Annotated in this window: 27 protein-coding genes and 1 pseudogene; 17 read left to right on the top strand and 11 right to left on the bottom strand. The window is 62.8% G+C overall.

Features of this window, described 5'->3' with window-relative positions; genetic code table 11:
- Positions 1-9: 9 nt before the first annotated feature.
- Entirely contained in the window at positions 10-957 is a 948-nt protein-coding gene (locus RFM68_RS23180) for a sugar ABC transporter substrate-binding protein (protein ID WP_320235345.1), read from the bottom strand.
- 211 nt (positions 958-1,168) lie between these two features.
- Between RFM68_RS23180 and RFM68_RS23175 the strand changes: the two genes are divergently transcribed.
- On the top strand, positions 1,169-2,161 hold the full coding sequence (locus RFM68_RS23175) for a LacI family DNA-binding transcriptional regulator (RefSeq protein ID WP_320235344.1): 993 nt from the start codon (positions 1,169-1,171) through the stop codon (positions 2,159-2,161).
- Positions 2,162-2,178: 17 nt separating this feature from the next.
- Positions 2,179-2,303: pseudogene (locus RFM68_RS23170) on the top strand (oxidoreductase); the annotation flags it as partial.
- 20 nt (positions 2,304-2,323) lie between these two features.
- Here RFM68_RS23170 and RFM68_RS23165 read toward each other — a convergent pair.
- The 3 genes from RFM68_RS23165 to RFM68_RS23155 form a co-directional block, all read right to left on the bottom strand.
- The gene (locus tag RFM68_RS23165; RefSeq protein WP_320235343.1) at positions 2,324-2,689 is read right to left on the bottom strand and encodes a hypothetical protein; all 366 of its coding nucleotides are present in this window, start codon (positions 2,687-2,689) and stop codon (positions 2,324-2,326) included.
- 132 nt (positions 2,690-2,821) lie between these two features.
- A complete protein-coding gene (locus RFM68_RS23160) occupies positions 2,822-3,553 on the bottom strand; it encodes an SDR family oxidoreductase (protein ID WP_320235342.1) in 732 nt (243 codons plus the stop codon).
- A gap of 36 nt (positions 3,554-3,589) precedes the next feature.
- Positions 3,590-4,075, bottom strand: a complete 486-nt coding sequence (locus RFM68_RS23155) for a VOC family protein (RefSeq protein ID WP_320235341.1) — start codon at positions 4,073-4,075, stop codon at positions 3,590-3,592.
- 136 nt (positions 4,076-4,211) lie between these two features.
- On the opposite strand from RFM68_RS23155, the gene RFM68_RS23150 reads away from it, so the two are divergent.
- The 3 genes from RFM68_RS23150 to RFM68_RS23140 all read left to right on the top strand — a co-directional run bounded on the left by RFM68_RS23150 (position 4,212) and on the right by RFM68_RS23140 (position 7,277).
- Entirely contained in the window at positions 4,212-5,099 is an 888-nt protein-coding gene (locus RFM68_RS23150; protein WP_320235340.1) for a transcriptional regulator GcvA, read from the top strand.
- A gap of 519 nt (positions 5,100-5,618) precedes the next feature.
- Positions 5,619-5,846 (top strand): hypothetical protein, encoded by a 228-nt coding sequence (locus RFM68_RS23145; RefSeq protein ID WP_320235339.1) that lies wholly within the window; start codon positions 5,619-5,621, stop codon positions 5,844-5,846.
- A 432-nt stretch (positions 5,847-6,278) separates the two neighbouring features.
- Positions 6,279-7,277, top strand: coding sequence for a L,D-transpeptidase family protein (locus tag RFM68_RS23140; RefSeq protein WP_320235338.1), 999 nt, complete (start codon positions 6,279-6,281; stop codon positions 7,275-7,277).
- A 45-nt stretch (positions 7,278-7,322) separates the two neighbouring features.
- On the opposite strand, the gene RFM68_RS23135 is transcribed toward RFM68_RS23140, so the two are convergent.
- Positions 7,323-8,324, bottom strand: a complete 1,002-nt coding sequence (locus RFM68_RS23135; RefSeq protein WP_320235479.1) for an NADP-dependent oxidoreductase — start codon at positions 8,322-8,324, stop codon at positions 7,323-7,325.
- A 157-nt stretch (positions 8,325-8,481) separates the two neighbouring features.
- On the opposite strand from RFM68_RS23135, the gene RFM68_RS23130 reads away from it, so the two are divergent.
- The 7 genes from RFM68_RS23130 (at position 8,482) to RFM68_RS23100 (ending at position 14,729) form a co-directional block, all read left to right on the top strand.
- A complete protein-coding gene (locus RFM68_RS23130; protein WP_320235337.1) occupies positions 8,482-9,048 on the top strand; it encodes a TetR/AcrR family transcriptional regulator in 567 nt (188 codons plus the stop codon).
- A 262-nt stretch (positions 9,049-9,310) separates the two neighbouring features.
- The gene (locus RFM68_RS23125) at positions 9,311-11,749 is read left to right on the top strand and encodes a GcvT family protein (RefSeq protein ID WP_320235336.1); all 2,439 of its coding nucleotides are present in this window, start codon (positions 9,311-9,313) and stop codon (positions 11,747-11,749) included.
- Positions 11,750-11,802: 53 nt separating this feature from the next.
- On the top strand, positions 11,803-12,912 hold the full coding sequence (locus RFM68_RS23120; protein WP_320235335.1) for a mandelate racemase/muconate lactonizing enzyme family protein: 1,110 nt from the start codon (positions 11,803-11,805) through the stop codon (positions 12,910-12,912).
- A 117-nt stretch (positions 12,913-13,029) separates the two neighbouring features.
- Positions 13,030-13,359: a DUF2934 domain-containing protein gene (locus RFM68_RS23115; protein ID WP_320235334.1), complete on the top strand. Its 330-nt coding sequence runs from the start codon at positions 13,030-13,032 to the stop codon at positions 13,357-13,359.
- 86 nt (positions 13,360-13,445) lie between these two features.
- Positions 13,446-13,763: an ArsR/SmtB family transcription factor gene (locus tag RFM68_RS23110; protein ID WP_320235333.1), complete on the top strand. Its 318-nt coding sequence runs from the start codon at positions 13,446-13,448 to the stop codon at positions 13,761-13,763.
- On the top strand, positions 13,760-14,245 hold the full coding sequence (locus RFM68_RS23105) for an SRPBCC family protein (protein WP_320235332.1): 486 nt from the start codon (positions 13,760-13,762) through the stop codon (positions 14,243-14,245). Before RFM68_RS23110 ends, RFM68_RS23105 begins: the two co-directional genes overlap by 4 nt.
- A gap of 70 nt (positions 14,246-14,315) precedes the next feature.
- Positions 14,316-14,729 (top strand): MAPEG family protein, encoded by a 414-nt coding sequence (locus RFM68_RS23100; protein ID WP_320235331.1) that lies wholly within the window; start codon positions 14,316-14,318, stop codon positions 14,727-14,729.
- Between the two features lie 41 nt (positions 14,730-14,770).
- Here RFM68_RS23100 and RFM68_RS23095 read toward each other — a convergent pair whose 3' ends face one another.
- On the bottom strand, positions 14,771-15,361 hold the full coding sequence (locus RFM68_RS23095; RefSeq protein WP_320235330.1) for an NAD(P)H-dependent oxidoreductase: 591 nt from the start codon (positions 15,359-15,361) through the stop codon (positions 14,771-14,773).
- A gap of 128 nt (positions 15,362-15,489) precedes the next feature.
- On the opposite strand from RFM68_RS23095, the gene RFM68_RS23090 reads away from it, so the two are divergent.
- Both RFM68_RS23090 and RFM68_RS23085 read left to right on the top strand, forming a co-directional pair.
- On the top strand, positions 15,490-15,774 hold the full coding sequence (locus RFM68_RS23090) for a PRC-barrel domain containing protein (RefSeq protein ID WP_320235329.1): 285 nt from the start codon (positions 15,490-15,492) through the stop codon (positions 15,772-15,774).
- 25 nt (positions 15,775-15,799) lie between these two features.
- Entirely contained in the window at positions 15,800-15,985 is a 186-nt protein-coding gene (locus RFM68_RS23085) for a hypothetical protein (RefSeq protein ID WP_320235328.1), read from the top strand.
- Between the two features lie 6 nt (positions 15,986-15,991).
- On the opposite strand, the gene RFM68_RS23080 is transcribed toward RFM68_RS23085, so the two are convergent.
- Positions 15,992-17,185, bottom strand: coding sequence for an MFS transporter (locus tag RFM68_RS23080; RefSeq protein WP_320235327.1), 1,194 nt, complete (start codon positions 17,183-17,185; stop codon positions 15,992-15,994).
- A gap of 35 nt (positions 17,186-17,220) precedes the next feature.
- Here RFM68_RS23080 and RFM68_RS23075 point away from each other — a divergent pair, with 35 nt between their 5' ends.
- Entirely contained in the window at positions 17,221-17,751 is a 531-nt protein-coding gene (locus RFM68_RS23075; RefSeq protein WP_320235326.1) for a GNAT family N-acetyltransferase, read from the top strand.
- On the opposite strand, the gene arsC is transcribed toward RFM68_RS23075, so the two are convergent.
- Genes arsC through RFM68_RS23060 form a run of 3 tightly spaced genes read right to left on the bottom strand, consistent with a single transcriptional unit; the run spans position 17,748 to position 19,238 of the window.
- Positions 17,748-18,158 carry an arsenate reductase (glutaredoxin) gene (arsC, locus tag RFM68_RS23070; protein WP_320235325.1) on the bottom strand — a complete coding sequence of 137 codons (411 nt, stop codon included), beginning with the start codon at positions 18,156-18,158 and terminating at the stop codon, positions 17,748-17,750. The genes RFM68_RS23075 and arsC overlap by 4 nt on opposite strands.
- Entirely contained in the window at positions 18,155-18,853 is a 699-nt protein-coding gene (locus RFM68_RS23065; RefSeq protein WP_320235324.1) for an MIP/aquaporin family protein, read from the bottom strand. Before RFM68_RS23065 ends, arsC begins: the two co-directional genes overlap by 4 nt.
- A gap of 34 nt (positions 18,854-18,887) precedes the next feature.
- Positions 18,888-19,238, bottom strand: coding sequence for an ArsR/SmtB family transcription factor (locus tag RFM68_RS23060; RefSeq protein ID WP_112100490.1), 351 nt, complete (start codon positions 19,236-19,238; stop codon positions 18,888-18,890).
- A gap of 42 nt (positions 19,239-19,280) precedes the next feature.
- Here RFM68_RS23060 and RFM68_RS23055 point away from each other — a divergent pair, with 42 nt between their 5' ends.
- Together RFM68_RS23055 and RFM68_RS23050 are read left to right on the top strand one after the other, a co-directional pair.
- Positions 19,281-19,802: a DUF6428 family protein gene (locus RFM68_RS23055; RefSeq protein WP_320235323.1), complete on the top strand. Its 522-nt coding sequence runs from the start codon at positions 19,281-19,283 to the stop codon at positions 19,800-19,802.
- Between the two features lie 112 nt (positions 19,803-19,914).
- Positions 19,915-20,382 carry a methyltransferase family protein gene (locus RFM68_RS23050; RefSeq protein ID WP_320235322.1) on the top strand — a complete coding sequence of 156 codons (468 nt, stop codon included), beginning with the start codon at positions 19,915-19,917 and terminating at the stop codon, positions 20,380-20,382.
- An 11-nt stretch (positions 20,383-20,393) separates the two neighbouring features.
- Here RFM68_RS23050 and RFM68_RS23045 read toward each other — a convergent pair whose 3' ends face one another.
- Positions 20,394-20,666, bottom strand: a complete 273-nt coding sequence (locus RFM68_RS23045) for a PilZ domain-containing protein (RefSeq protein ID WP_320235321.1) — start codon at positions 20,664-20,666, stop codon at positions 20,394-20,396.
- Positions 20,667-21,038 lie beyond the last annotated feature (372 nt).

Raw genomic sequence — 21,038 nt, 5'->3', positions numbered from 1 at the left:
CGACGCTGATCAGCGAATGCCCTTGGCCGACAATTCGACGACCTGCGCCGCCTTGTCCTTGGTGATCAGGTTCGGGCCGGAAGGCACGTTGCCGCCCGGGATCAGGCCGTATTTCGCATAATTCGCCAGGAAGACGACCGGCAGATATCCCTGCAGGAACTGCTGCTGGTCGATGGCGAACGCGGCATCGCCGGCCGCGACCGCCTTCAGGAAGTCCGCCGAAAGGTCGAAGGTGGCGACATTGATCTTGCCGAGCTTGCCGACATCCTTGACGGCGGCCAGCGACGGTTCGCCGGCGGTGCTGGCGCCGAGCGCCATGATGGTGTCGATGTCGCCGTTCGCGCTCAACGCCGCCTTCACCTTGGCGCGGACGTCGGCGGGATCATTGGAAACCGGCAGAACCTTCACACTGCCTGCAAAGCCGTCGCCGAAGCCTTTGCAGCGCTGGTCGAGCGCGACATTGCCGACTTCCTGGTTGACGCAGATGGCCGTCTTGCCGCCCATCTCCTTCAGCTTCATTCCCGCCGCCTTGCCGGCGCTATACTCGTCCTGACCGACATGCAGGAGAGCGCCGAGGGACTGCGAAACATCGGAGCCGGAATTTATCGAGATGACCGGGATCCCGGCGGCGACCGCCTTCTTGATCGACGGCCCAAGCGCGGAAGCGTCCGGAATCGAGACGATCAGCCCGTTCGGCTTCTGGTTGACCGCCGCATCGATCAGCTGGCTCATCGCCACCATGTCGAACGTCTCGGGCGCGCGATAGTCGACCTTGACGCCTACATCCTTGGCGCCCGCCGTCACGCCGTTCTTGACCACCGACCAGAACGGGTCGTTGGCCTGGCCGTGGCTGACGACGACGATCTTGACGTCCTTTGCCGAAGCGATCTGGGCACCGGTCACAAGGCAGCCGAGCACGGCCGCACCAAAGGCAAGCTTCCTCACTATCGATTTCATTTCGATTCCTCCAAATGGGCGCGGCTTTGCGGCGCCCCTCCTCCACAGATTTCGCGCGTTCCTATGCGCCTGCCGTTGCCGCCAGAGACTTTTTGCTACCGGTAGCAAAGCATGCATAGTCATAACCGGAAACCAAGGGATGTCAATGTTCATTTCATTTTCCGATAAAATGAAATAGACATTCCATGCAACGGCAGGTGCGGGTAGAGCGATGTCAAAGAGAGCGACCGCAAGAGAGGTTGCGGAACAGGCGGGTGTCTCGAAATGGACGGTCATTCGCGCCTTCACGCCGGGGGCGTCGATCGCCGAGAGCAGCCGCGTCAAGGTCATGGCCGTCGCGGAAAAGCTGAACTACCGCCCCAATCTGCTCGCCCGAAGCCTGGCGACCAATCTCACGCATCAGGTAGCCGTGCTCGTCGACGATTTCGAAAATCCCTACAAGCTGTCGTTTCTCGAGCGGCTCACCCTCGAACTTCAATCGGAGGGTCTCGTAGCCGTCCTCATCAACATCAACGAACATTTCGACCACGTGCACGCGCTTCTCAACGCCGATCAGCGCCAGTTGGATGCCGTGATCATGTGCGGCACCGCTTTCAGAACTGAAATGCTGCAGGATGTCAGGCTGGACGGAGCGGCCCCGATATTCGTTCTCGCGCGCGACAGCCAGATACCCGGCGTGCCTGCGATCAACTGCGACACCACCCTGGCCATCAAGGACCTGTGCAGGCATCTGCATGGAAAAGGCTACAGGCGCCCCGGCTTCATGGCCGGACCGAAGACCCTGTCGACGGCGCTTGGCCGGCGCCGGGCCTTCAAGGCATTCTGGAAGGCTCAAGGCATCGCCGAGATGCCGGAACTGGCGGCGCACCACTATAGCGCAGCCTCCGGCGCGGAGGCCGTCCGGCGCTATCTGAACGAGGTGCCGCCCGCAGGCCGCATCGATGTCCTGCTGTGCGAAAACGATGTCCTGGCCTTCGGGGCGATGGACGTCATCCGCAGCGAGTTCGGCTTGAAGGTGCCGGCAGACATCGCCGTGGCAGGCTTCGACAACACTCTGTTCGCTGCTGCGCCGGCCTATGATCTCACGACATACGAACAACCCGTCGAGGCGATGGTAAAGGCGACCGTTGCGATGATCCTGGGCCGCGAGCCCAAGAAGACGGTGATCCTGCCGGGACGGCTGGTCGTGCGCGGATCCGCATGACGCCGACGAACGAGGCCGGACGGGTAGACCTGCTCGTCAACAATGCCGGCATCGGCCTGCTCGGCGGCGCAGAGGAATCCTCGACTGCACGGGCTAGACTAAGGCTCTGTTCGACGTGGACGTCTTCGGTGTCATCCGGATGGGGGCACTGAGGGACCCAGGTTAGCGCGGGAGCAGTCGAGAAACCTTGAGCGGTGGTGCGAAGAAGCAGCGCAAATAGGGCTGGTTGGTTATGACGTATTTGTTCTCGCAGATATGGTATCGGCCGTCCGGTGATTCCTGTACGCGGTCGCGCGGGATGTTGAAACCATCGGGCAGATAAACGTAGCCACCGTCGACCCTGGACTGCACCGAAGACTCCGGTATGGGGCGGCAATCGGTGCCGCCGCAACACTTGAAGTTCGTTACCGGGTCGACCTTGTTTTCGTACCAGTCATGGGCATTGGCGCCTGTCGCGGCGGCAATGCACATGGCTGTGATGATCACCCTTCGCATGGCATTCCTCGACAATGCGGAGGCGCTGTTCATTCGAGCCTCATGTATATTAGCGTTCCGCCGGAAACACCATTGCTCCGCGAAGGTCTGGCAAGCGACGCCCGGCACTGATGGACGGCAAAGGGCGAGGCCGGATCCTGAGGTCGAGCCTCCGGCTTCGCCCGCTCACACCAGCCGCTGCCCGCCGTCGATGTGGATCGTCTCCCCCGTCATGAATTCGTTCTGCATCAAATAGAGATAGGCGGGCGCGATGTCGGCGGGTTTGGCGATCTTTCCCGCCGGCAGGCGTGCGCCCATCTGCTCGAAATAGCCTGACTTGGCTTCGCCGACGATCTCGTCCCACATCTCGGTATCCACCCAGCCGGGGGAGACGATGTTGACGCGGGTCGGCGCGAGTTCCAGCGCCAGCGCGCGGGCGAAGTAGGTGAAGGAGCCAGCGACCGCCGAGACGACCGAGCCGCCAGGGACCGGCGGCCGGTCCTTGTTGATGCCGGAGGTGAAAATCATCGAGCCGCCTTTGTTCAAACTGCGCACGGCGTGCTTGGCGAGCATCACCGCACCGATCAGCTTGCTGTCGACGAAGCCGCGCACGAAATCCATGTCTGTCTCGCCGATCGGATAATTGGGTGGCGGCGTGCCGGCCGTCGCCACGAGGTGATCGAAGGCCCCGACCGCGCCAAACAGACGGGCGACGTCGGCTTCATTGGCCATGTGGGCGGCGATGCCTGTCACGCGACCTGCCCCGGCGAGCCTCTTTTGAGCTGCCTGCAGCTTTTCATCCGAACGGCCGGCGATCACCACCTGCGCGCCGTTTTCCAGCGCGGCCGCCGCCACGCCGAAACCGATACCGGAGCTGCCGCCGACGACAATGATCTTCTTGTTCCTGAGGTTGGTCACGGGTCTTCTCCGTCTTTCCAGTGATCGGGGTTGAAATCAGGCGCGGCCGGCGTGGGCCGCTTCGATGTCGGCGAGGATGATCTTCTTCATCGAATACATCGCCTGCCTTGCCCGGTCGGCCTTTTCGCGGTCCGGGTCGTTCATCAGACGCAGCGCCCCGCTTGGAATGACCTGCCAGAAGACACCGAACTTGTCCTTCAGCCAGCCGCAGGGCTGTTCCGAGCCGCCGCCGGCGGTCAGCGCGTTCCAAAGATAGTCGGTCTCGGCCTGGTCATTGGTCTCGATGTAGAGCGAGATCCGCTCGTTGAAGGGCGGCACCCCGCCGGCGTTGAGCGCTGTAAAACGCTGGCCTTCGAGCTCGAAGTCGAAGATCGCGTGCGGCACGGTCCGGTTGGTGCCGCCGACGAAGTCGGTGAACTCGATCGAGCCGAGCGCGCGGCTGTTCGCGAAAACCGAGAGATAGAAGTCGCGCGCGGCTTCGGCATCAAGATTGAACCAGAGGAAGGGATGAACGGTGGCCATGGTGTCCTCGCAAGTTTTTTGATTGTGAGTGAGCTTTGGTCACAAATGCTGTGAGGATTTTTGGCTGGAAAAGGCCCGATGGACAAACCAAAGTTTGGCAAGTATTTGTTACCATAGCTCACAAATAGATTTTGCCATGACCCGCAGACTGCCGCCGCTCAACGCTTTGCCGGCCTTCGAGGCTGCCGCACGGCACCTGAATTTTTCGCGGGCCGCCGACGAGCTCAACCTCACGCATGGCGCGATCAGCCGGGCGGTGAAGCACCTCGAAGATCAGCTCGGCGTGCAGCTGTTCGAGCGAGCGACGCGCTCGGTGCGGCTGACCCCTGTCGGCGAGCCTTATGCGTTGGCCGTGGGCGAAGCGCTCGACCAGCTCGCGCTGGCGACGCAGGCGGCGACCTCGCGCCATTCGGGCTCGACGCTCAACGTCAGCACCTCGGACGGCTTCGCCGGCAAATGGCTGGTGCCGAGGCTCTATCGTTTTCATCGCGCGCATGGCGACATCGACGTGCGCGTCTCAACCACCGGCAAGCTGACCAATTTCCGCGGCGACGGCATCGATGTCGCGATCCGCTATGGTGGCGGCCATTATCATGGACTGACTTCGGAATTCCTCACCGGCGAGGAAGTGTTTCCCGTCTGCAGCCCGCGGCTGCTCGAAGGGCCGCATCCGCTGAGGATGCCCGAGGACCTCAAGCACCACACGTTGATCCGCGACGGCTACCGTATCGACTGGGCGGCGTGGCTCGCCAGCGCCGGCGTCGAAGGCGTCGATCCAAACAGCGGCCTCACCTTCGATTCTGCCACCTTCGCGGTGGAGTCGGCCGTGCAGGGCGAAGGCGTGGTGCTCGGCCGCACCATGCTGGTTTCGGCCGACCTCGCCACCGGCAGGCTGGTGCGGCCCTTCGACCACGCCCTGAAGGCGGTCTCCAGCTTTTATCTGGTCTACCCGCCGGAGGCGATCCGCCAGCGCAAGGTCAAAGCGTTTCGGGATTGGCTGTTTTCGGAAATTGGGCCGCTTTGACGACGGGCTCGTGGAAACCTTCCTGGCGCAAGATCGACGAGGCCGCCAAATCCTGCAAAGCGGCGCGCCTTGCGCATCATCGCGAACTATGTGGCGGGATTGCCGATGCGCGGGAGCTGGTAGAGCTTTCCCGCAGGGCGCCGCCCAGATGGCGCCACTGCGAAGCGGTGATAGAAAACAAGACCACGATGAAACTTTCGCCGGCTCTTCTAGTTCGGTTGGGAGGAGGATCGCTGACATGACTGAACCCGGTGAAGGCAGTTCCCATGGCCGCATTGACGACAGACAGCTCGTCATTTTGCTGAAAGAGAAAACCGGCATCTCGGACGCTCAAGCCAGGGGGTTGATAAAGTCCATAGGGCGCGACCGCCCATCGCTTTTGCGCGAAGCCCGCATCATAAGAGCGCGTGTTCACGCTTCCAGTTCAAGCCGCTAGTGACCGCCCCCTCGCGCCAGATGACACACCGACATGGTCCGGCGACTTGTGCAGGCATGCCGAACGCGCGATGCTGCGCGATCATGGCAGGCGATTATCTGGATCACAAATTGGAATGCCCGTTTTGCGGCGTCATCCGTTTGAACATTCCAGCCGATGCAAAACCCACAACCGCAATCCGCTGCGCCGAGTGCGGCAAATATCTAGGCACATGGGACGAGCTTCAGACCGATTTCGAGCAGCAAGGCGGCACTGACGGGGTATTTCGTTTGGACAACGGACGTATCCGAAAGCTCGATTCCAGCCGATGACGAGCCGCCCCGCTAGAAAGGCGTGTTCGTTGCCTCTGTGCGCGGGCGCAATCTCTACCACCGCAGGAACAGCCCAGCCCAAGCATGCCTGATGTGAGTAGGCGGCGCTTCGTTGTTGCGGCGAGAAGGCCCGCCTGGTTTTGCACGGATTCTCGGTCCCGAATGGGCAACCGACGACATGGGCGGGGGGTTGGGGAGCCGTCGGTCACCAGGACGGGAGGCCATGGAATCAGAATCAGAAAATGCGTAGGCCCTGGCACAATTATGCCAGCAGTCCGCGTTCTTGGGAACTGGTTCCAGCTTAAAATTCAAACGCATATGCCCAACAGTGCATTTTCGGGATGATCTTCACGCTGCCCCGCAGCACGGGAACCAGATCGGCTGTGCCGCGTCATAGGGACAGGTTCTTGTCGCAACCCGGGAGTGACGTCGATGCTCAGGCTCCTTGTTGTCGTCGCGATGGCGCTCGCGCTCGGTTGCGGCGGGACCCTGGCGGCCAAGCTGAACCTCGACACCGTCAACCAAGCCCAATTCAGCGAAGGCGAGCCTAAGGATGGCGATCCGATGCTGCTCAAGGCGCAGATCCTTCTGGATCGCGCCCGCTTCTCGCCCGGCCTGATCGATGGCCGTGTTTCGGACAACTTCACCAAGGCCGTCGCGGCCTTTCAGGCGGCGAACGGGCTGCCCTCCGACGGCAAGGTGAAGCGGGAGACCTGGGACAAACTCACGGCAACTTTCGCCGGGCCGGTGCTCACGACCTATGAAGTCACGGGCAAGGATGTGCGCGGTCCTTTCACCAGGCGTATTCCGGCGCGCATGGAGAGGATGGCGCATCTGAAGCGGCTCGGTTACCGCAGCGCGCGTGAGAAACTGGCGGAGCGTTTCCATGTCAGCGAACAAGTGCTGAGGATGCTCAATCCCGGAACCAGATTCACAAAAGCCGACACGACCCTGGTGGTTCCTAGTGTCGGCAGGGGCGATCCGCCTGTTGCGGTTGCCAGTGTCGAGGTCGACAAGGGCGCTCGCCTGGTGCGCGCACTCGATTCCTCAGGCAAACCGCTCGCGGTTTACCCCGCCTCGATCGGCAGCGAGGAAAAGCCGGCGCCCAGCGGCGCGGCGGAAGTCAGGCGCGTGGTGCACAATCCGACCTACCATTACAATCCGAAATTTGCCTTCAAAGGTGTCAGGGCCAAGCGGCCCTTCACCATCGCCAAGGGGCCGAACAATCCCGTGGGATCGGTATGGATCGACCTCTCCATCGAAAGCTACGGCATCCACGGCACGCCCGACCCCGGCAAGATCGGCACGACCTTCTCGCATGGCTGCATCCGGTTGACCAACTGGGACGCCGAAGACCTCGCCGCGATGGTCAAGCCGGGCACCAAAGTCGACTTCAAGGACGAGACCGCGCAAGACGGGCAAGTCCAGTGACTAAGTCGGCGGGGCCGACCCCGTCCAAATCTCAGCAACGTATGGCTATTTCACCTTGATGACGACCTTGCCTTTCGCGCGCCCTTTTTGGACGAAAGCCAATGCCTCGTTCGTTTCTTCGAATGAGAACACGCGATCGATCACGGGGCGGATCGTCCCGGACTCAAGGAGAGGCGTGATCTTGCTCAGCTGATCGCCCTGCGCCCACATGAAAAGAAACGAATACTCGATGCCGGCATGGGCAGCCTTCCTGCGGATGCCGCGGATCAAGGCGCGCATGACCAGCTTAAGCAGGATGTTCAGGTCGAGCTTCCTGGCAAACTCGGGGTCCGGCGGACCGGAAATGGATATGAGCTTGCCGCCGGGTTTCAGCACGCGCAGCGACTTTTCGAGCGCTTTGGCGTCCTGGCTGTTGACGACGACATCATAGTCCTTCAGCAGATTCTTGAAGTCGTCTTTCCGATAGTCGATCGCAATATCGGCGCCGAGACTCTTGACCAGATCCGTGCTTGCGGCGCTTGCAGTTGTCGCAACCGTCGCGCCGAGATGCTTCGCCAGTTGGATGGCGAACGTGCCCACACCGCCTGACCCGGCCTGGATGAAAACTTTCTGGCCCTTCTTCAGATTGGCCTTTTCGACGAGCACCTGCCAGGCGGTGAGGCCCACGAGTGGAATCGAGGCGGCCTCCTCCATGCTGAGGTTCTTCGGCTTCAAGGCGACGTCAGCCTCGTTGATCGCGATGAACTCGGCGAACGTGCCGATCCGGCCATCGCGCGGCCGCGCATAGATCTCGTCGCCGGGTTTGAACCTGCGGACTTTCGAACCGACCCGGACAACGACGCCGGCAACATCGTGCCCCAGGATGAAAGGCGGGCGATAGCGCAGGAAGGGTTTGAACTCCCCGTCCCGGATCTTGGCATCGAGAAGGTTCACGCCGGCCGCGTGGATTTCGACCAGGACATCATCATCCCGCAGGTCGGGCACTGGCATGTCGGCAAGCCGCAGAGCGGCCTTTTTCCCATATTTATCGACAACAAAGGCTTTCATCATGCTCGCTTTCTGAAATGGATCCTGATGTCCGGGCAAAGAGCTTGCGGACAATTCAGATCCCGCACGACGCGCCTAGCCTTTTTCCAGTGATTAGATTATATTCATAATATCAAATTATGATCATAATGCAATAGCCAGCCTGAAAGGAGAAATCATGCGCTACGAACGGGGTCGCAAGGACGCATCGCGCAGCCGTATCGTGGAAGTTGCAGCCGATCATTTTCGGGGTGACGGCATCGCCGCGACCGGACTCGCAGGCATCATGAGCGATGCCGGGCTGACGAACGGGGCTTTCTATCCGCACTTTCAATCCAAGGCGGCGCTTGTCCGCGAATGTGTAGCGGCCGCCCTGGAGGGGCAATCAGGCCAGATCGCGGAGGCATTGGCATCCGGCGGCCTGGCGATGGCTATAGACGCGTATCTGTCGAGGGCTCACCGGGACAATCCGGAGAAAGGCTGCGCTTCCGCCGCGCTTTTGCCGGAAATTGCGCGGGAGCCGTCTGAAACCCGTAAAGTCTATACCGAGCACTTGATGACCTTAGTACGCCAGGTGTCGGCGGCGCTTCCGCAGCAGACCAGGAATCCGGAGGGTATTGCGTTGGGCGTCTTTGCAACGCTCGTCGGCGCCCTTCAACTGGCCCGCGCCGTAGACGGGACGGAGTTTTCGGATCGCATCCTCGCGGCAGGAGCAGACGCGGCGCGAGCGCTGATCCAAACGTAGTGGAATGGCAATGGCAGTCCGAACCGGGTTGCCGAAGACCTCGCCGGCATGGTCAAGCCGGGCACGAAAGTCGACGTTAAGGAGCGGACGGTGCAGGACGGGCAAGACGGTGAAAGCCGGCGGGCCGCAAGCCTGTCACGCAATGCCCGCTGCATAAATCCAGCTTATCATGACCCCTAATTTTTGAAGACGTTACACGGTCAATCGGCGCCTGTAGCTTCGACCGCGGTCTTTCTCAGCTCGGTCGGAAATTGGTGGTTCGATGCAGACACATGCGCGGGTGGTGATCGTTGGCGGCGGGTGCGTCGGCGCGGGTATCCTCTACGGCCTGGCCAAGCGCGGATGGACCGATGTGGCGCTGCTCGAACGCACGCAGTTGACGGCCGGTTCGACCTGGCATGCGGCGGGCCTGGTCCCATCCTATGCCCGTAACGTCAATGTCGGCCGCATGATCAACAAGACGATCGAGATCTATGAAGGGCTGGAGGTGGAGACGGGGCAGGCCGTCGGCTGGCACAAATGCGGGCAGTTGCGCATCGCCAATTCCAGGGACCGGCTCGACGAATACAAGAGCTATATGAGCGTCGCCGATGTCCAAGGCATGCGGGCGCAATTGCTGACGCCGGATGAAGCGCGAAAACTCTGGCCGCTGCTCGACAACAAGCAGATGCTCGGCGCGCTCTACCATCCCGATGACGGCCATATCGCGCCGGCCGACGTGACGCATGCGATGGCCAAGGGCGCGCGCGACCTGGGCGCCAAGGTCTATCTCAACACCGAGGTGACCGGCTTCAAGCGAACGGCGAGCGGCGAATGGCTCGTCCAGACCAACAAGGGCGACATCACCTGCGAGCACGTGATCTCAGCCACCGGCAATTACGCGCGCCAGACCGGCGCGCTGCTCGGCCTCGACATCCCGGCGATCCCGATCCTGCACCAGTACTGGATCACCGAAGCGGTGCCGGAAGTGGTGGAGCGCAAGCGCGCGGGGCGTCCCGAAATGCCGATCCTGCGCGACGAAGGTTTCGAAGGCTATCTGCGCGAGGAAGGCGATGGGCTGATGTTCGGGCCTTACGAGCGCACCGCCAACCTGAAGCTGTTCGCCGAGAACGGCGTTCCCGCCTGGTTCGGCGCCGATCTCCTCGAAGAGGATTTCGACGCCGTGTCATGGAACTGGGAGCGGGCCCTGCAGCTCGTTCCGGCGCTCGGACGCATCGGCATCAAGGCCAATGTGCGCGGCCCCTTCCAGATGACGGCGGACGAGCTGCCTTTGATGGGACCGGCCTGTGGCCTGCCCAACGTGTGGCTCGCCGAAGGCGTGCCGGGCGGCATCCTGTGGGGTGGCACGATCGGCTATCATCTGTCGGAGCGGATCGTCGAAGGCGGCAACAGCCTCGACACCTCCGATCTCGATCCGCGCCGCTTCGGCGACTACGCCAACAAGGCCTGGACACGCGAGAAGGTCCGCGAGGCCTGGGGCACGCATGCCGAGCAGAAATATCCCGGGCAGGACATGCCCGCCGCCCGGCCGCAGAAGACCGCGCCATCCTATGACAGACTGACGGAATTGGGCGCCGTCTGGGGCGTGCTCAATGGCTGGGAGATGCCCAACTGGTTCGCGCCGAAAGGCGTCGAGGCCAAGGACCAGTATAGCTGGAGGTGGACGCCCAAGGGGAACTTCGTCGGCGAGGAGGTACAGGCGGTGCGAAATGCCGTCGGCCTGGTTGAGATGACGCCGATGACCAAGTTCGAGGTGTCGGGACAAGGCGCGGCGGCCTGGCTGGACAGGATCATCGCCAACCGCCTGCCCGCGGTCGGCAAGGTGACGCTGGCGCACCAGCTTACCGCCGGCGGCGGCGTGCAGGCGGAATACATGGTGGCGCGTCTCGGCGAGGATCTGTTCTACCTGATCTCGACGCCGCGCGCCGAGCGCTGGAATTTCGACGACCTCTCGAGACTGCTCCCCGCCGACGGCAGCGTGAGCCTGAAGAACGTCACCAACGATCGCGGCTGTTTTACCGTCGTGGGTCCCAAGGCGCGCGAGGTGCTGCAGCCGCTGACGGAGATCGATCTTTCCAACGCAAGCTTCCCATGGTTCGGCGTGAAGACCGGCAACGTGGCTCTCGCCAGCGATGTGCGGTTGCTGCGCGTCAACTATGAAGGCGAGCTCGGCTGGGAACTCTACCATCCCCTGCCCTATCAACGGCAATTGCTCGACGCACTTCTGAAGCAAGGCGAGAAGCACGGCATGCGGCTGGTCGGGCTGCATGCGCTGGAGTCGCTGCGGCTCGAAAAATCCTATCGCGCCATGTATCGCGACATGAACCCGGAGCTCAACGCGCTGGAGAGCGGGCTGGAGCGTTTCATCCGCCTCGACAAGGGCGACTTCGTCGGGCGCGACGCGGTTCTGAAATACAAGGCGAGGAACGATCAGCGCCGTTCGGTGACGCTCAGGATCGACACCGACGGCGCCAGCACGCTTGCCAATGAAGGGCTCTACAGCGATGGCGCGCTGGTCGGGCGCATCACCTCGGGCGGCTATGGCTACGCGCTCGGGCATGACGTGGCGCTGGCACTGCTGCCGGAGCGTTTTTCCAGGCCGGGCACGAAGCTCGATGTCGCGGTTCTCGGCGACTGGAAGGTCGCCGAGGTTGTCGCGGATTCGCCTTACGATCCGACTTCGGCCAGGGCGCGGATGTAATAGACGGGGCCTGCAGGCCCCGTTGTCGACGTGTCCTTCGGAGGGAAGCCTGTATGCGCATCGATCGGATCAACCTCTATTCGGCGCAATTGCCCGTCAAAGGCGGTGTCTACCGCATGGCCAGCGCCGATGTGGAGGCGCTGGACTCAACGCTTGTCGAAATCGTGACCGATGACGGCTTTGCCGGCTGGGGCGAGACCTGCCCGATCGGTCCGGTCTACCAGCCGCATCACGCGCTCGGCGCGCGTGCCGCGATCGCCGAAATCGCGCCTGGCCTCATCGGGTCGGAGATCGCCTCGATCAGGCTGCTTGCGAAGCAGATGGACGAGTGCCTCAACGGTCACGGTTATGCCAAGGCCGCGTTCGACATGGCCTTCCTCGACCTGCTCGGACAGAAGCTCGGCGTGCCGGTCTCGACGCTGCTGGGCGGCGCGCTGACGGACCGCGTGCCGGCCTATTATTCGCTGATCGTCGGGCCGCCCGACGAGACGGCGAGGATTGCCGCAGACAAGGTGACGGCCGGTTATCCGCGCCTGCAGGTCAAGATCGGCGGACGCAATTTGGAAGAAGACGTCGCCGTCATTCACAAGGTCTGGGAGGCGGTCGGCTACAAGGCGCGCATCGCGGTCGACGGCAACCGGGGCCTGACGGTGGCCTCAGCGATCCATCTCGACCGGCTCTGCCAGGCGATACCGTTCGTTTTCGAACAGCCCTGCAACACCATGGACGAGATCGCGACGCTGAAAGGCCGCGTGACGCATCCGGTTTACCTCGACGAGAGTACCGAGGACCAGAACGCGGTGCTGCGGGCAATCTCGCTGGGCATCGCCGACGGCTTCGGCTTCAAGGTGACGCGCCTCGGCGGCCTCAGCAAAATGACCACGGTGCGCGACCTCTGCGCCATCCGCTCGCTGCCGCACAGTTGTGACGACGCCTGGGGCGGCGACATCATTGCCGCGGCCTGCGTGCATCTGGCTGCCACCGTCGAGCCGCGCCGCATGGAAGGCGCCTGGATCGCCCAGGAATACATCAAGGGGCATTTCGACGCGAAGAACCCGGTCGTCATCCGCCAGGGCCATATCGCCGTGCCGCAGCGGCCGGGGCTCGGCGTGAAACCCGAGCCCGGCATGCTCGGCAAGCCAGTGGCGATATACGGGCTGTGATCCGACGCGTCAGTCAGCGCGGTCGAGAGTTGGAATTGCGCCGGTCGATCACTTCGTGAACGACGCGGATCGTTCCGCTCTGTCCTGCGTTCTTGTGACACGCAAGGAGGAACGGCGATGGACGACGATCGGACCGAGAAGATCAGGCAGCGAGCCTATGAGATTTTTCAACGCGAGGGCGGCATCCTTGGCAATCATGAACGGCATTGGCATCAGGCCGAGATGGAGATCGACCGCGAAGCGGCCCTGCCGCTGACGGCGGACGATGCGCTGCCCGAAACGCGCGAGATCGACAGCGCGGATGTGCTGACGGTGGAGGCGCTTGCCATGCGCACCGGCATTTCCGGCGATGAAGCGCAGGCGCTGCTCGACAGGCTGGGCAACGATCGCGCGGCGATCGAGCAAGCGGCGCGAGATCTACAAGCAAAGCGGCGCTGGAGAACGTGAGCCGATCGGAATTCGATCGGTTGCCAGCCGCCGCCACGCTCCTTTCCGGGTTGACAGGCTAATCACCTCGCCCTAGCTTCGCGTTAGTGGCCACTAACGCGAAATATTGGACTGCACTCGGCGATCCGACCCGGCGCACGATCTTCGAACTGCTGGTCGACCGACCCAGTTCGGTCAGCGGGCTGGCCGATGTTTTGCCCGTAACCCGGCCGGCAGTCTCGCAGCACCTGAAGGTGCTCAAAGAGGCCGGGCTGGTGGCCGACACGCGCTCCGGCAAGGAGCGCATCTACCGTATCGATCCGGATGGGCTCGCGGCGTTTCGGGCGGAGATCGACCAGTTCTGGATGAAGACGCTCGGGGCCTACAAGCTGGCCGTCGAACAACCGACGAAGGACGAAGCATGATCAAGCAGCCAGGACCCGCTCCAGTAACACATTCGGTCGTCGTCGCGGCGCCGATCGCTCGCGCCTTCAAGGTGTTTACCGAGGACTTCGGCAGCTTCAAGCCGCGCGAGCACAATCTGCTCGCCGTCCCGATCGCCGAAACGATCTTCGAGCCGCGCGTCGACGGTCACGTCTATGACCGCGGCGTCGACGGCAGCGAATGCCGCTTCGCCCGCGTGCTCGCCTACGAGCCACCGAACCGGCTGCTTCTGAGCTGGGACATCAGCCCGCGCTGGCAGATCGAAACCGACCTCGCCAGGACAAGCGAATGGGAGGTCCGCTTCACGGCCGAGGCGGAAAACCGGACCCGGGTCGAAATCGAACATCGCCACATCGAGCGTCATGGCCAGGGCTGGGAAGGCGTGCGCGGCAGCGTCGACAGCGATCAGGGCTGGCCGCTCTACCTTCAGCGGTTCCAGGAGCTTTTTCCCCAAGCGGCCTGACGGCAGCGCCCGCATGGAGGTACATCGCCAGCAAACGGCGTGGCCGCAGCGATTGAAAGGAGCGCAGAAAATGGAAGCCTATTGGTTGAGCACCCTCGGCGTGCTCGCGCTCTGCCTTCTGTCGGTGGTGCTGGCAGTCTACTCCGGCTCGTCCAAGGGATTTGCCGGCAAGCTTTCGGGTCCGGTCGTCCCGGCGGACGACGACAATCCGCTTTACCGGATCGACCGCGTCCACATGAACTCGGTCGAGGCGCTGGCTGCCTTTGTCGTGCCCGCGGTGCTGGCGATGATGGCCGGCGTCGGGCCGGTGACGCTGGCCGTGCTTGTCTGGGCTCACCTGGCGATACGCCTCATCCACATGGCGGTCTACCTGCGCGGCGGAAACGCCGCCAAGGGCGGCAACATCAGGACGGTCCTCTATGTCTCGGGCGCGCTGGTCACATTTGTCCTCGTCCTCGTGACGGGATGGGCGACGCTTCATTGAGCGGCTGCCATCGTCCTCCTGGCGGCGATGAATGCTGACGCTCAAAACGCCTCGAACCGGCGCTCGACCTTGCGCGCGAACGCTTCCCGCTTTTCGGTGGAAATGCCCTCGACGGAGTATCGCGTCAGGTAGAGATGCTTGACATGGCTGCCGCACATCGTCTTCAGGCCGCGCAGCAGCACCTTCTTTCCCGGATTCTGCATATAAAGTTCCGTGTACCACCAGGGCGATCCGCATGTGGTCACCACCCCCATGCGGCGGATGTTGAGAAGCAGAGGCTTGATGGCGCCGCCATCCGGCGGCACCTCATAGGCGATGCCGGGGCGCCAGACGCGGTCGAAATAGCCCTTCAGAATCGCCGGCATGCCCGACCACCATGTCGGGAAGCAGAAGACGCAGGCTTCAGCCCATTTCAACGCATCGATATAGATCTGCAGGTCCTCGGGCGTCTGAGAAAGGTCGAAGTGGCCGCGTCTCTCCTCGGCCTGCATCACGGGATTGAAGTTCATGGCATGCAGATCGAAATCAACGATTTCGTCACCCCTGTCCTTGAGGGTCCGGACGATGCGACTGTGGAGCGAGGCCTGATAGCTGTCGGCTAATGGATGCGCATAGACGACATTGATCTTCATTACTTGCGCCTTCTGAAACAACGCATATTAGCAATCGCGCAGTAAATGGGAAGCAGCGATCACCCGCTCGGACCGGAACACATGGCCATGTCGCCGGGTTCCTCCTGTAAAACCCACAGGAGACTGTCATGGACCACACCAACCACGTAAGGCTGACGAACGCCGAGTTGACGCCAACTATCCTCGAGGGCGCGACCATATACGGCCCTGACGACGAGAAAATCGGTTCCGTCGATCACCTGCACGGCAGCCAGATCGTCATCGATGTCGGCGGCTTTCTCGGCATCGGCGCTAAGCCGGTCGCCGTCACCGCCAGCCAGTTGGATTTCATGCGCGACGAGGATGGCGACATCCACGCCGTCACCAACTGGACGAAGGACCAGCTGAAGGCCATGCCCGAGCATCGCGACTGATGAAGGACGGGGCCCGGCTGGCCGCGTGCCACGAAGCAGCGGAGGATGCCTATCGCGCGCTCCCCAAGGGCACGTCGCGGACAACCCGCATGCGGCGATCCTCGACCAGGCCTATTTCGACAAATTCTTGCCGGTCGCCGTCAAGCAGCTCGCGCTCGGCGGCCTGCATCTGGCCGCGGTGCTCAACGAGACGCTGGCGGTCGATAAGTAGGTTTGGTTATCGGCGCACCGCCGCGACGAGACAGGCGCAGAGCCCCACATTGACGGTCGCGGCCAAGGCAAGTGTCGTTAGGACAAGATTGCCGCCGCCCATGTCCAAGAGCAGCGCTCCGATCGAGGGAGCCGCCGCCTGGACGATGAGGCTCGGCGTTGCGAGCTTGCCCATCAGCGCAGCGTATTGTTGCGGGTCGAACAGCACCAGCGGCAGCGCGCCGCGCGCGATCGTATGGATGCCGTTGCCTGCACCGTAGAGGATCAAGGCGAGAGCAACGAAGGTCTGGCTCGTCAGGAGCAGCCAGACTCCGGCCGCAAGCAGCGACACCGATGCCAGCATCGTCCAGATCGGGTGATGCCGGTTGCGGCCGATCAGCAGCTCGGCCACCCGCGCGCCAACCTGTGACGGGCCGACCAAAGCGCCAAGGCCGACGGCAGCCGCCAGGCCGACGCCGCGCAACTGCAGCAGCGTGAGCAAGTGGACGGAGAGCATGGACGCGATCATCGCTGCCAATGTCTGGATGGAGGCAAGCAGGATGAAGCGTGTCCGCGCCCGGCCTTCGGTAGACACCTCCTTCCGCTCGGCTCTCGCCGGCGCTGGCGCTGCGGCCGGCGGCGACGGGATCACCCAGAGGTGGAGTGGCAGGCCGATCGCCAGATGGATGGCCGCATAGGAAAGGCAAGCGATGCGCCATCCGCCATGCTCGACAAGGAAGGCGCTGAGCGGCCAGCAGACGGTGCTGGCGAAACCACCGAACAGCGTTAGGTTGGTGATGGCGCTGCGCGCGCCCTGACCATAGAGCCGCCCGAGCGTGGCGAAGCCGGCGTCGTAAAGACCGCTCGACATGCCTAGGCCCATGAGCAGCCAGGCCAGCAGATAAAGCGGATAGGCGGTTGCCGACGCCAGCAGCGAATGCGCGGCCGCCAGCAGCAGCGAGCCGGCGGCAAGCACCGGGCGGCCGCCATGGCGCTGGATCAGCCGCCCGGTGATGGGAGACACCAGGCCGGCAAGCAGGAGCCCGCAGGACAGCCCGGCGACGACGGAGGCGAGCGACCAGTCGGTGTCCCTGGCAATCGGCGCGGCAAGCACCGCGGGCAGATAGTAGGACGATCCCCAGGCGAGGATCTGCGTGACACCGAGAGCCGAAACGAGAACATGGCGATTGCGCGCGAGCGGCGCAGGCGCTTCGGTCTTCACGGATTGCTCAAAGCCCATTATCTGTGGACCCTCAAATGGGGGAGCACATGCGTATCGCGGTGATCGATGAGGCCGAGGCAAAGGCGCAGCTCGGCGCCCTCGCCGGAATATTGATGCAGAGCATCGAGGACGGTGCGCTCATAGGCTTCGTCCTGCCGTTCGGCGCAGAACAGGCACAGTCCTATTGGCAGGGCATCTTCCCCTCCCTGGCGGACGGCGAACGCCTCCTCATCTGTGCCTATGTCGAGAACGATCTCGTCGGCACCGTCCAGCTCTACCTGTCGCCGGAGCCGAATGCGCTGCACCGGGCAGAGGTTTACAAGCTTCTCGTTCATCGAGATTTCCAGCGGCAAGGCATCGGTTCCGCGCTCATGGCATCCGTGGAAGACGAGGCAAGGAAGAGAAAGCGCTCCCTGCTCCTTCTCGACACTGCCGAGGGCGGAGCAAGCGAGCGGCTCTATCGGCGCATGAATTGGCGGGAAGTCGGCGTCGTGCCGCATCATTTCGTCGACCCGTTCGGAAAACCAAGGGCGTCGATCTACTTCATGAAGCATCTGGCGCTCTAAGTGGGAGGCTTATAGGCGACCTTCTCGCCGTCTTCCTTGACGAATTCGCGCAGCGGATTGTCGAGCAGCGGCAATACCGCTTCAGACGGGCGGCATAGCCTTGTGCCCTTCGGCGTTTCGACGATCGGGCGGTTGATCAGGATCGGATGGGCGAGCATGAAATCGATCAGCTCGTCATCGCTCCATTTCGAATCGGCAAGGCTGAGCTCGGCGTAAGGCGTTCCCTTCTCCCGCAGCAACATGCGCGGGGCGATCTCCATCGCCGCGATCAGTTCGAGCAGCCGATCGCGGCTCGGCGGCGTCTTCAGGTATTCGATCACGATCGGGTCTTCGCCGCTGGCTCGGATCATGGCCAGCGTGTTGCGCGAGGTGCCGCAATCGGGGTTGTGATAGATCGTGACCGTCATGGCTTTGCTTTCAGTGGCTGGGATTGCTGAACGACTTCGGGCTTGAGCAGCCACCCCATCAGCGCAAGCGCGGTCCGGGCGCCGAGCAGTTCGGCGATGATGAAGCCGGGCAGATCGAGCGGCCTGATGCCGGAGAAAGTGTCCGTCAGCGAACGCGACAGCGCGACAGCCGGATTGGCGAAGGAAGTGGACGCTGTGAACCAGTAGGCGGCAGTGATGTAGAGGCCGACCAGCCACGGCACCGCTCGCTGCTCGAAGCGCAGGCCGGAGAGGATGACCGCGACAAGGCCAAACGTCGCAACCACTTCGGAAAACCATTGCGCTGGTCCGGCCCGGAGCTTGGTCGCGACTTCCAGTACGGGCAAAGCGAACATGAGATGCGCCGCGATCGTGCCGGCGATGCCGCCGACGACCTGCGCCACCAGATAGGCGGGAAGATCGCGGGCGGGCAGCGACTTGTTGAGACAAAACACCAGGGAGACGGCGGGATTGAAATGCGCGCCGGAGATCGGCCCGAGGACGGTGATCAACACCGCCAGCATGGCGCCGGTTGCAAGCGTGTTGCCAAGCAGAGCCAGCGCGGTGTCATGCGTCAGCGTATCGGCCATGATGCCGGAGCCGACGACTGTCGCCACCAGCAGACCGGTTCCCAGGGCTTCAGCTGCAAGCCGGCGCGGCAGATCGAAGGTGTTCATCAGTTGGCCTTGGGCTGAGCAATAGGTTCGACGATCACTGCCGGATCCCCTCGCCCGGCCGGCAGCAAGGCGCTGCAAGCGCCGGCGCGCAGATTTCCGGGCGACCTGAACAGCAATCTTCCATCAGGAACCGGATCAGTCCGGACAGCGCGTCGTATTCGGCACTGTAGACGATCGAGCGGGCATCACGCCTGGCGGTCACGAGGCCAGCCCGTTCCAGTTCCTTGAGATGGAAGCTGACATTGGACGGCGAGACCTCGACTTGTTCGGCGAGCGAGCCGGCGGCAATGCCTTGCGGCCCGGCAACGACCAGCAGGCGCAGCAGGCGCAGGCGCGTTTCCTGCGACAGCGCGCCAAAGGCGATCAGGGCTTGACGTTCATCCACGTTTCAATAATCCTTGAAATATTGAAATGAGGAATAGCCGACATGCTCTCTTCTGACAATCAGAAAATCGATCCGGTTTTGCCGATGGACCCGACCGATCTGACCATCGGTGACCTGCTGGCCGCGCTCGCCGATCACAAGGACAGGCCGCTGGTGTTCCAATATGACGGGCGACGGGTGAAGCCTGGCTATCATGTCACCGAGGTGAAGGCGGGACTGTTCTCGGCGCTGGATTGCGAAGCGAACCCGGAATCATGGTCGGAAATCTTCGTCCAGCTGTGGGACGTGGATGAAGGCGGGCCGGTGCATATGCCAGCCGGCAAGTTCGCCGCGATCATCCGCAAGGTCTCCGATCACGTCGCTCTCGACCAGGCGGCGAAACTGACCTTTGAGGTCAGCGACGGCGTCCGCCCGATGGAATTGCACCGGGCAGCCCAGCCGAGCCTTGTTGGCGAGGCAGTTGAGGTCGAGCTGTCGCCGCGACCGTCAAGCTGCAAGCCGCGTGATCGCTGGCTGAAAGAACAGGCCGCTGCAAGCGGCTGCGGAGCGAGCCGCTGCTGTTGACCCTGCGGACGATGCCGCCGCCGTCGATCCGGCAGGATCAAGTCGCGAATTGCCGAGCGCCGCGGCCCGATGCATAGTGGCGGCAATCGAGCCTTGTTGAGGACCGGCGAAAATGAACGACACAGCGGACAATCCTGGTGTCGCGGTGTTCCCGCCGCTGCTCTTTCTGGTGGCGCTGATCGCGATGCTGGCGCTGCGCTATGTCTGGCCGCTTGCGATCGGCGGCAGGCCGCTCACCGTCGTGCTCGGCATCGTGCTGGCGGTACTTGCGGTTGCGATCATCGCCTGGGGGCGCACCACGATGTTGCGCGGCGGCACCAATGTGAACCCGACGCTGCCGACCACCGCGATCATCACCGGCGGTCCGTTCGGCCTCACCCGCAACCCGCTCTATGTCGGCCTGATGGGGTTGCTTCTCGGGATCGGGCTCCTCTTCGACACATGGTGGGCCGTCATCGCCCTCATCGCGACCTTCCCAATCTTGCATTACGGCGTGGTGCTGCGCGAGGAAGCCTATCTGGAACGCAAGTTCGGCGATCCCTACCGCGCCTACAGGACGAGCGTGCGCCGCTATCTTTGAGGTGGCGGCCGTCAGTCCTTCAACGCGTTGCTGTAGAGCGCCACGCCGATGCGATCGTTGCGCCGCCACCGCACCAAAGCGCGGTAGGCTGTATCGTCGTCCGGAACCTCGAGCAGGAAGCGCTCCGGAATGACCACATCGGCGCCGACGCGCAATTCCGCACCCTGCTCATGCTGATTTCTGACCGAGCAGCCGATCCTGACGCCGTTGGCAATGATCGTGGCTTCCTTGAGCACGAATTCGCGCGCATGAAGACGACGCTCGGTCTCGGGAAAATTGGCCATCGGGCAGGCTCCTCAGGCGAGGCTCTCCTCGCCATGGGGCAGCACCATAACAGCGAGGCGTTTCCGTTCCGTTAGCAATCGCTGAAACGACGACGCTGCCGATATCCCGGCCGGCTACCGCCCGTTGAAAATAGCCTGCCGTCCGGCGGCCAATAGATGGTGTTCGATACGCTCATTGTTCCTTTGCAGAAGATAACTAAACAGCACCAGCTGGGCGGCACAGCTGCTCCGATCCATGGCCGCGGCAGGGCTGCGAATCCAGGTTAACGGGGAAGTTGGCCGAGGATTGAGGCGAGGTAGTCGGGGCTCCATCCGGCCTTTTTGCGCCTCAGTTTGATGGACTGCCTGTCGTTGATTGCCCGGACGAGGTTG

This window comes from Mesorhizobium montanum (genome assembly GCF_033977145.1).
GTDB classification, from domain to species: Bacteria; Pseudomonadota; Alphaproteobacteria; order Rhizobiales; family Rhizobiaceae; genus Mesorhizobium; species Mesorhizobium montanum.
This window is presented reverse-complemented; position numbering and strand designations above follow the sequence as displayed.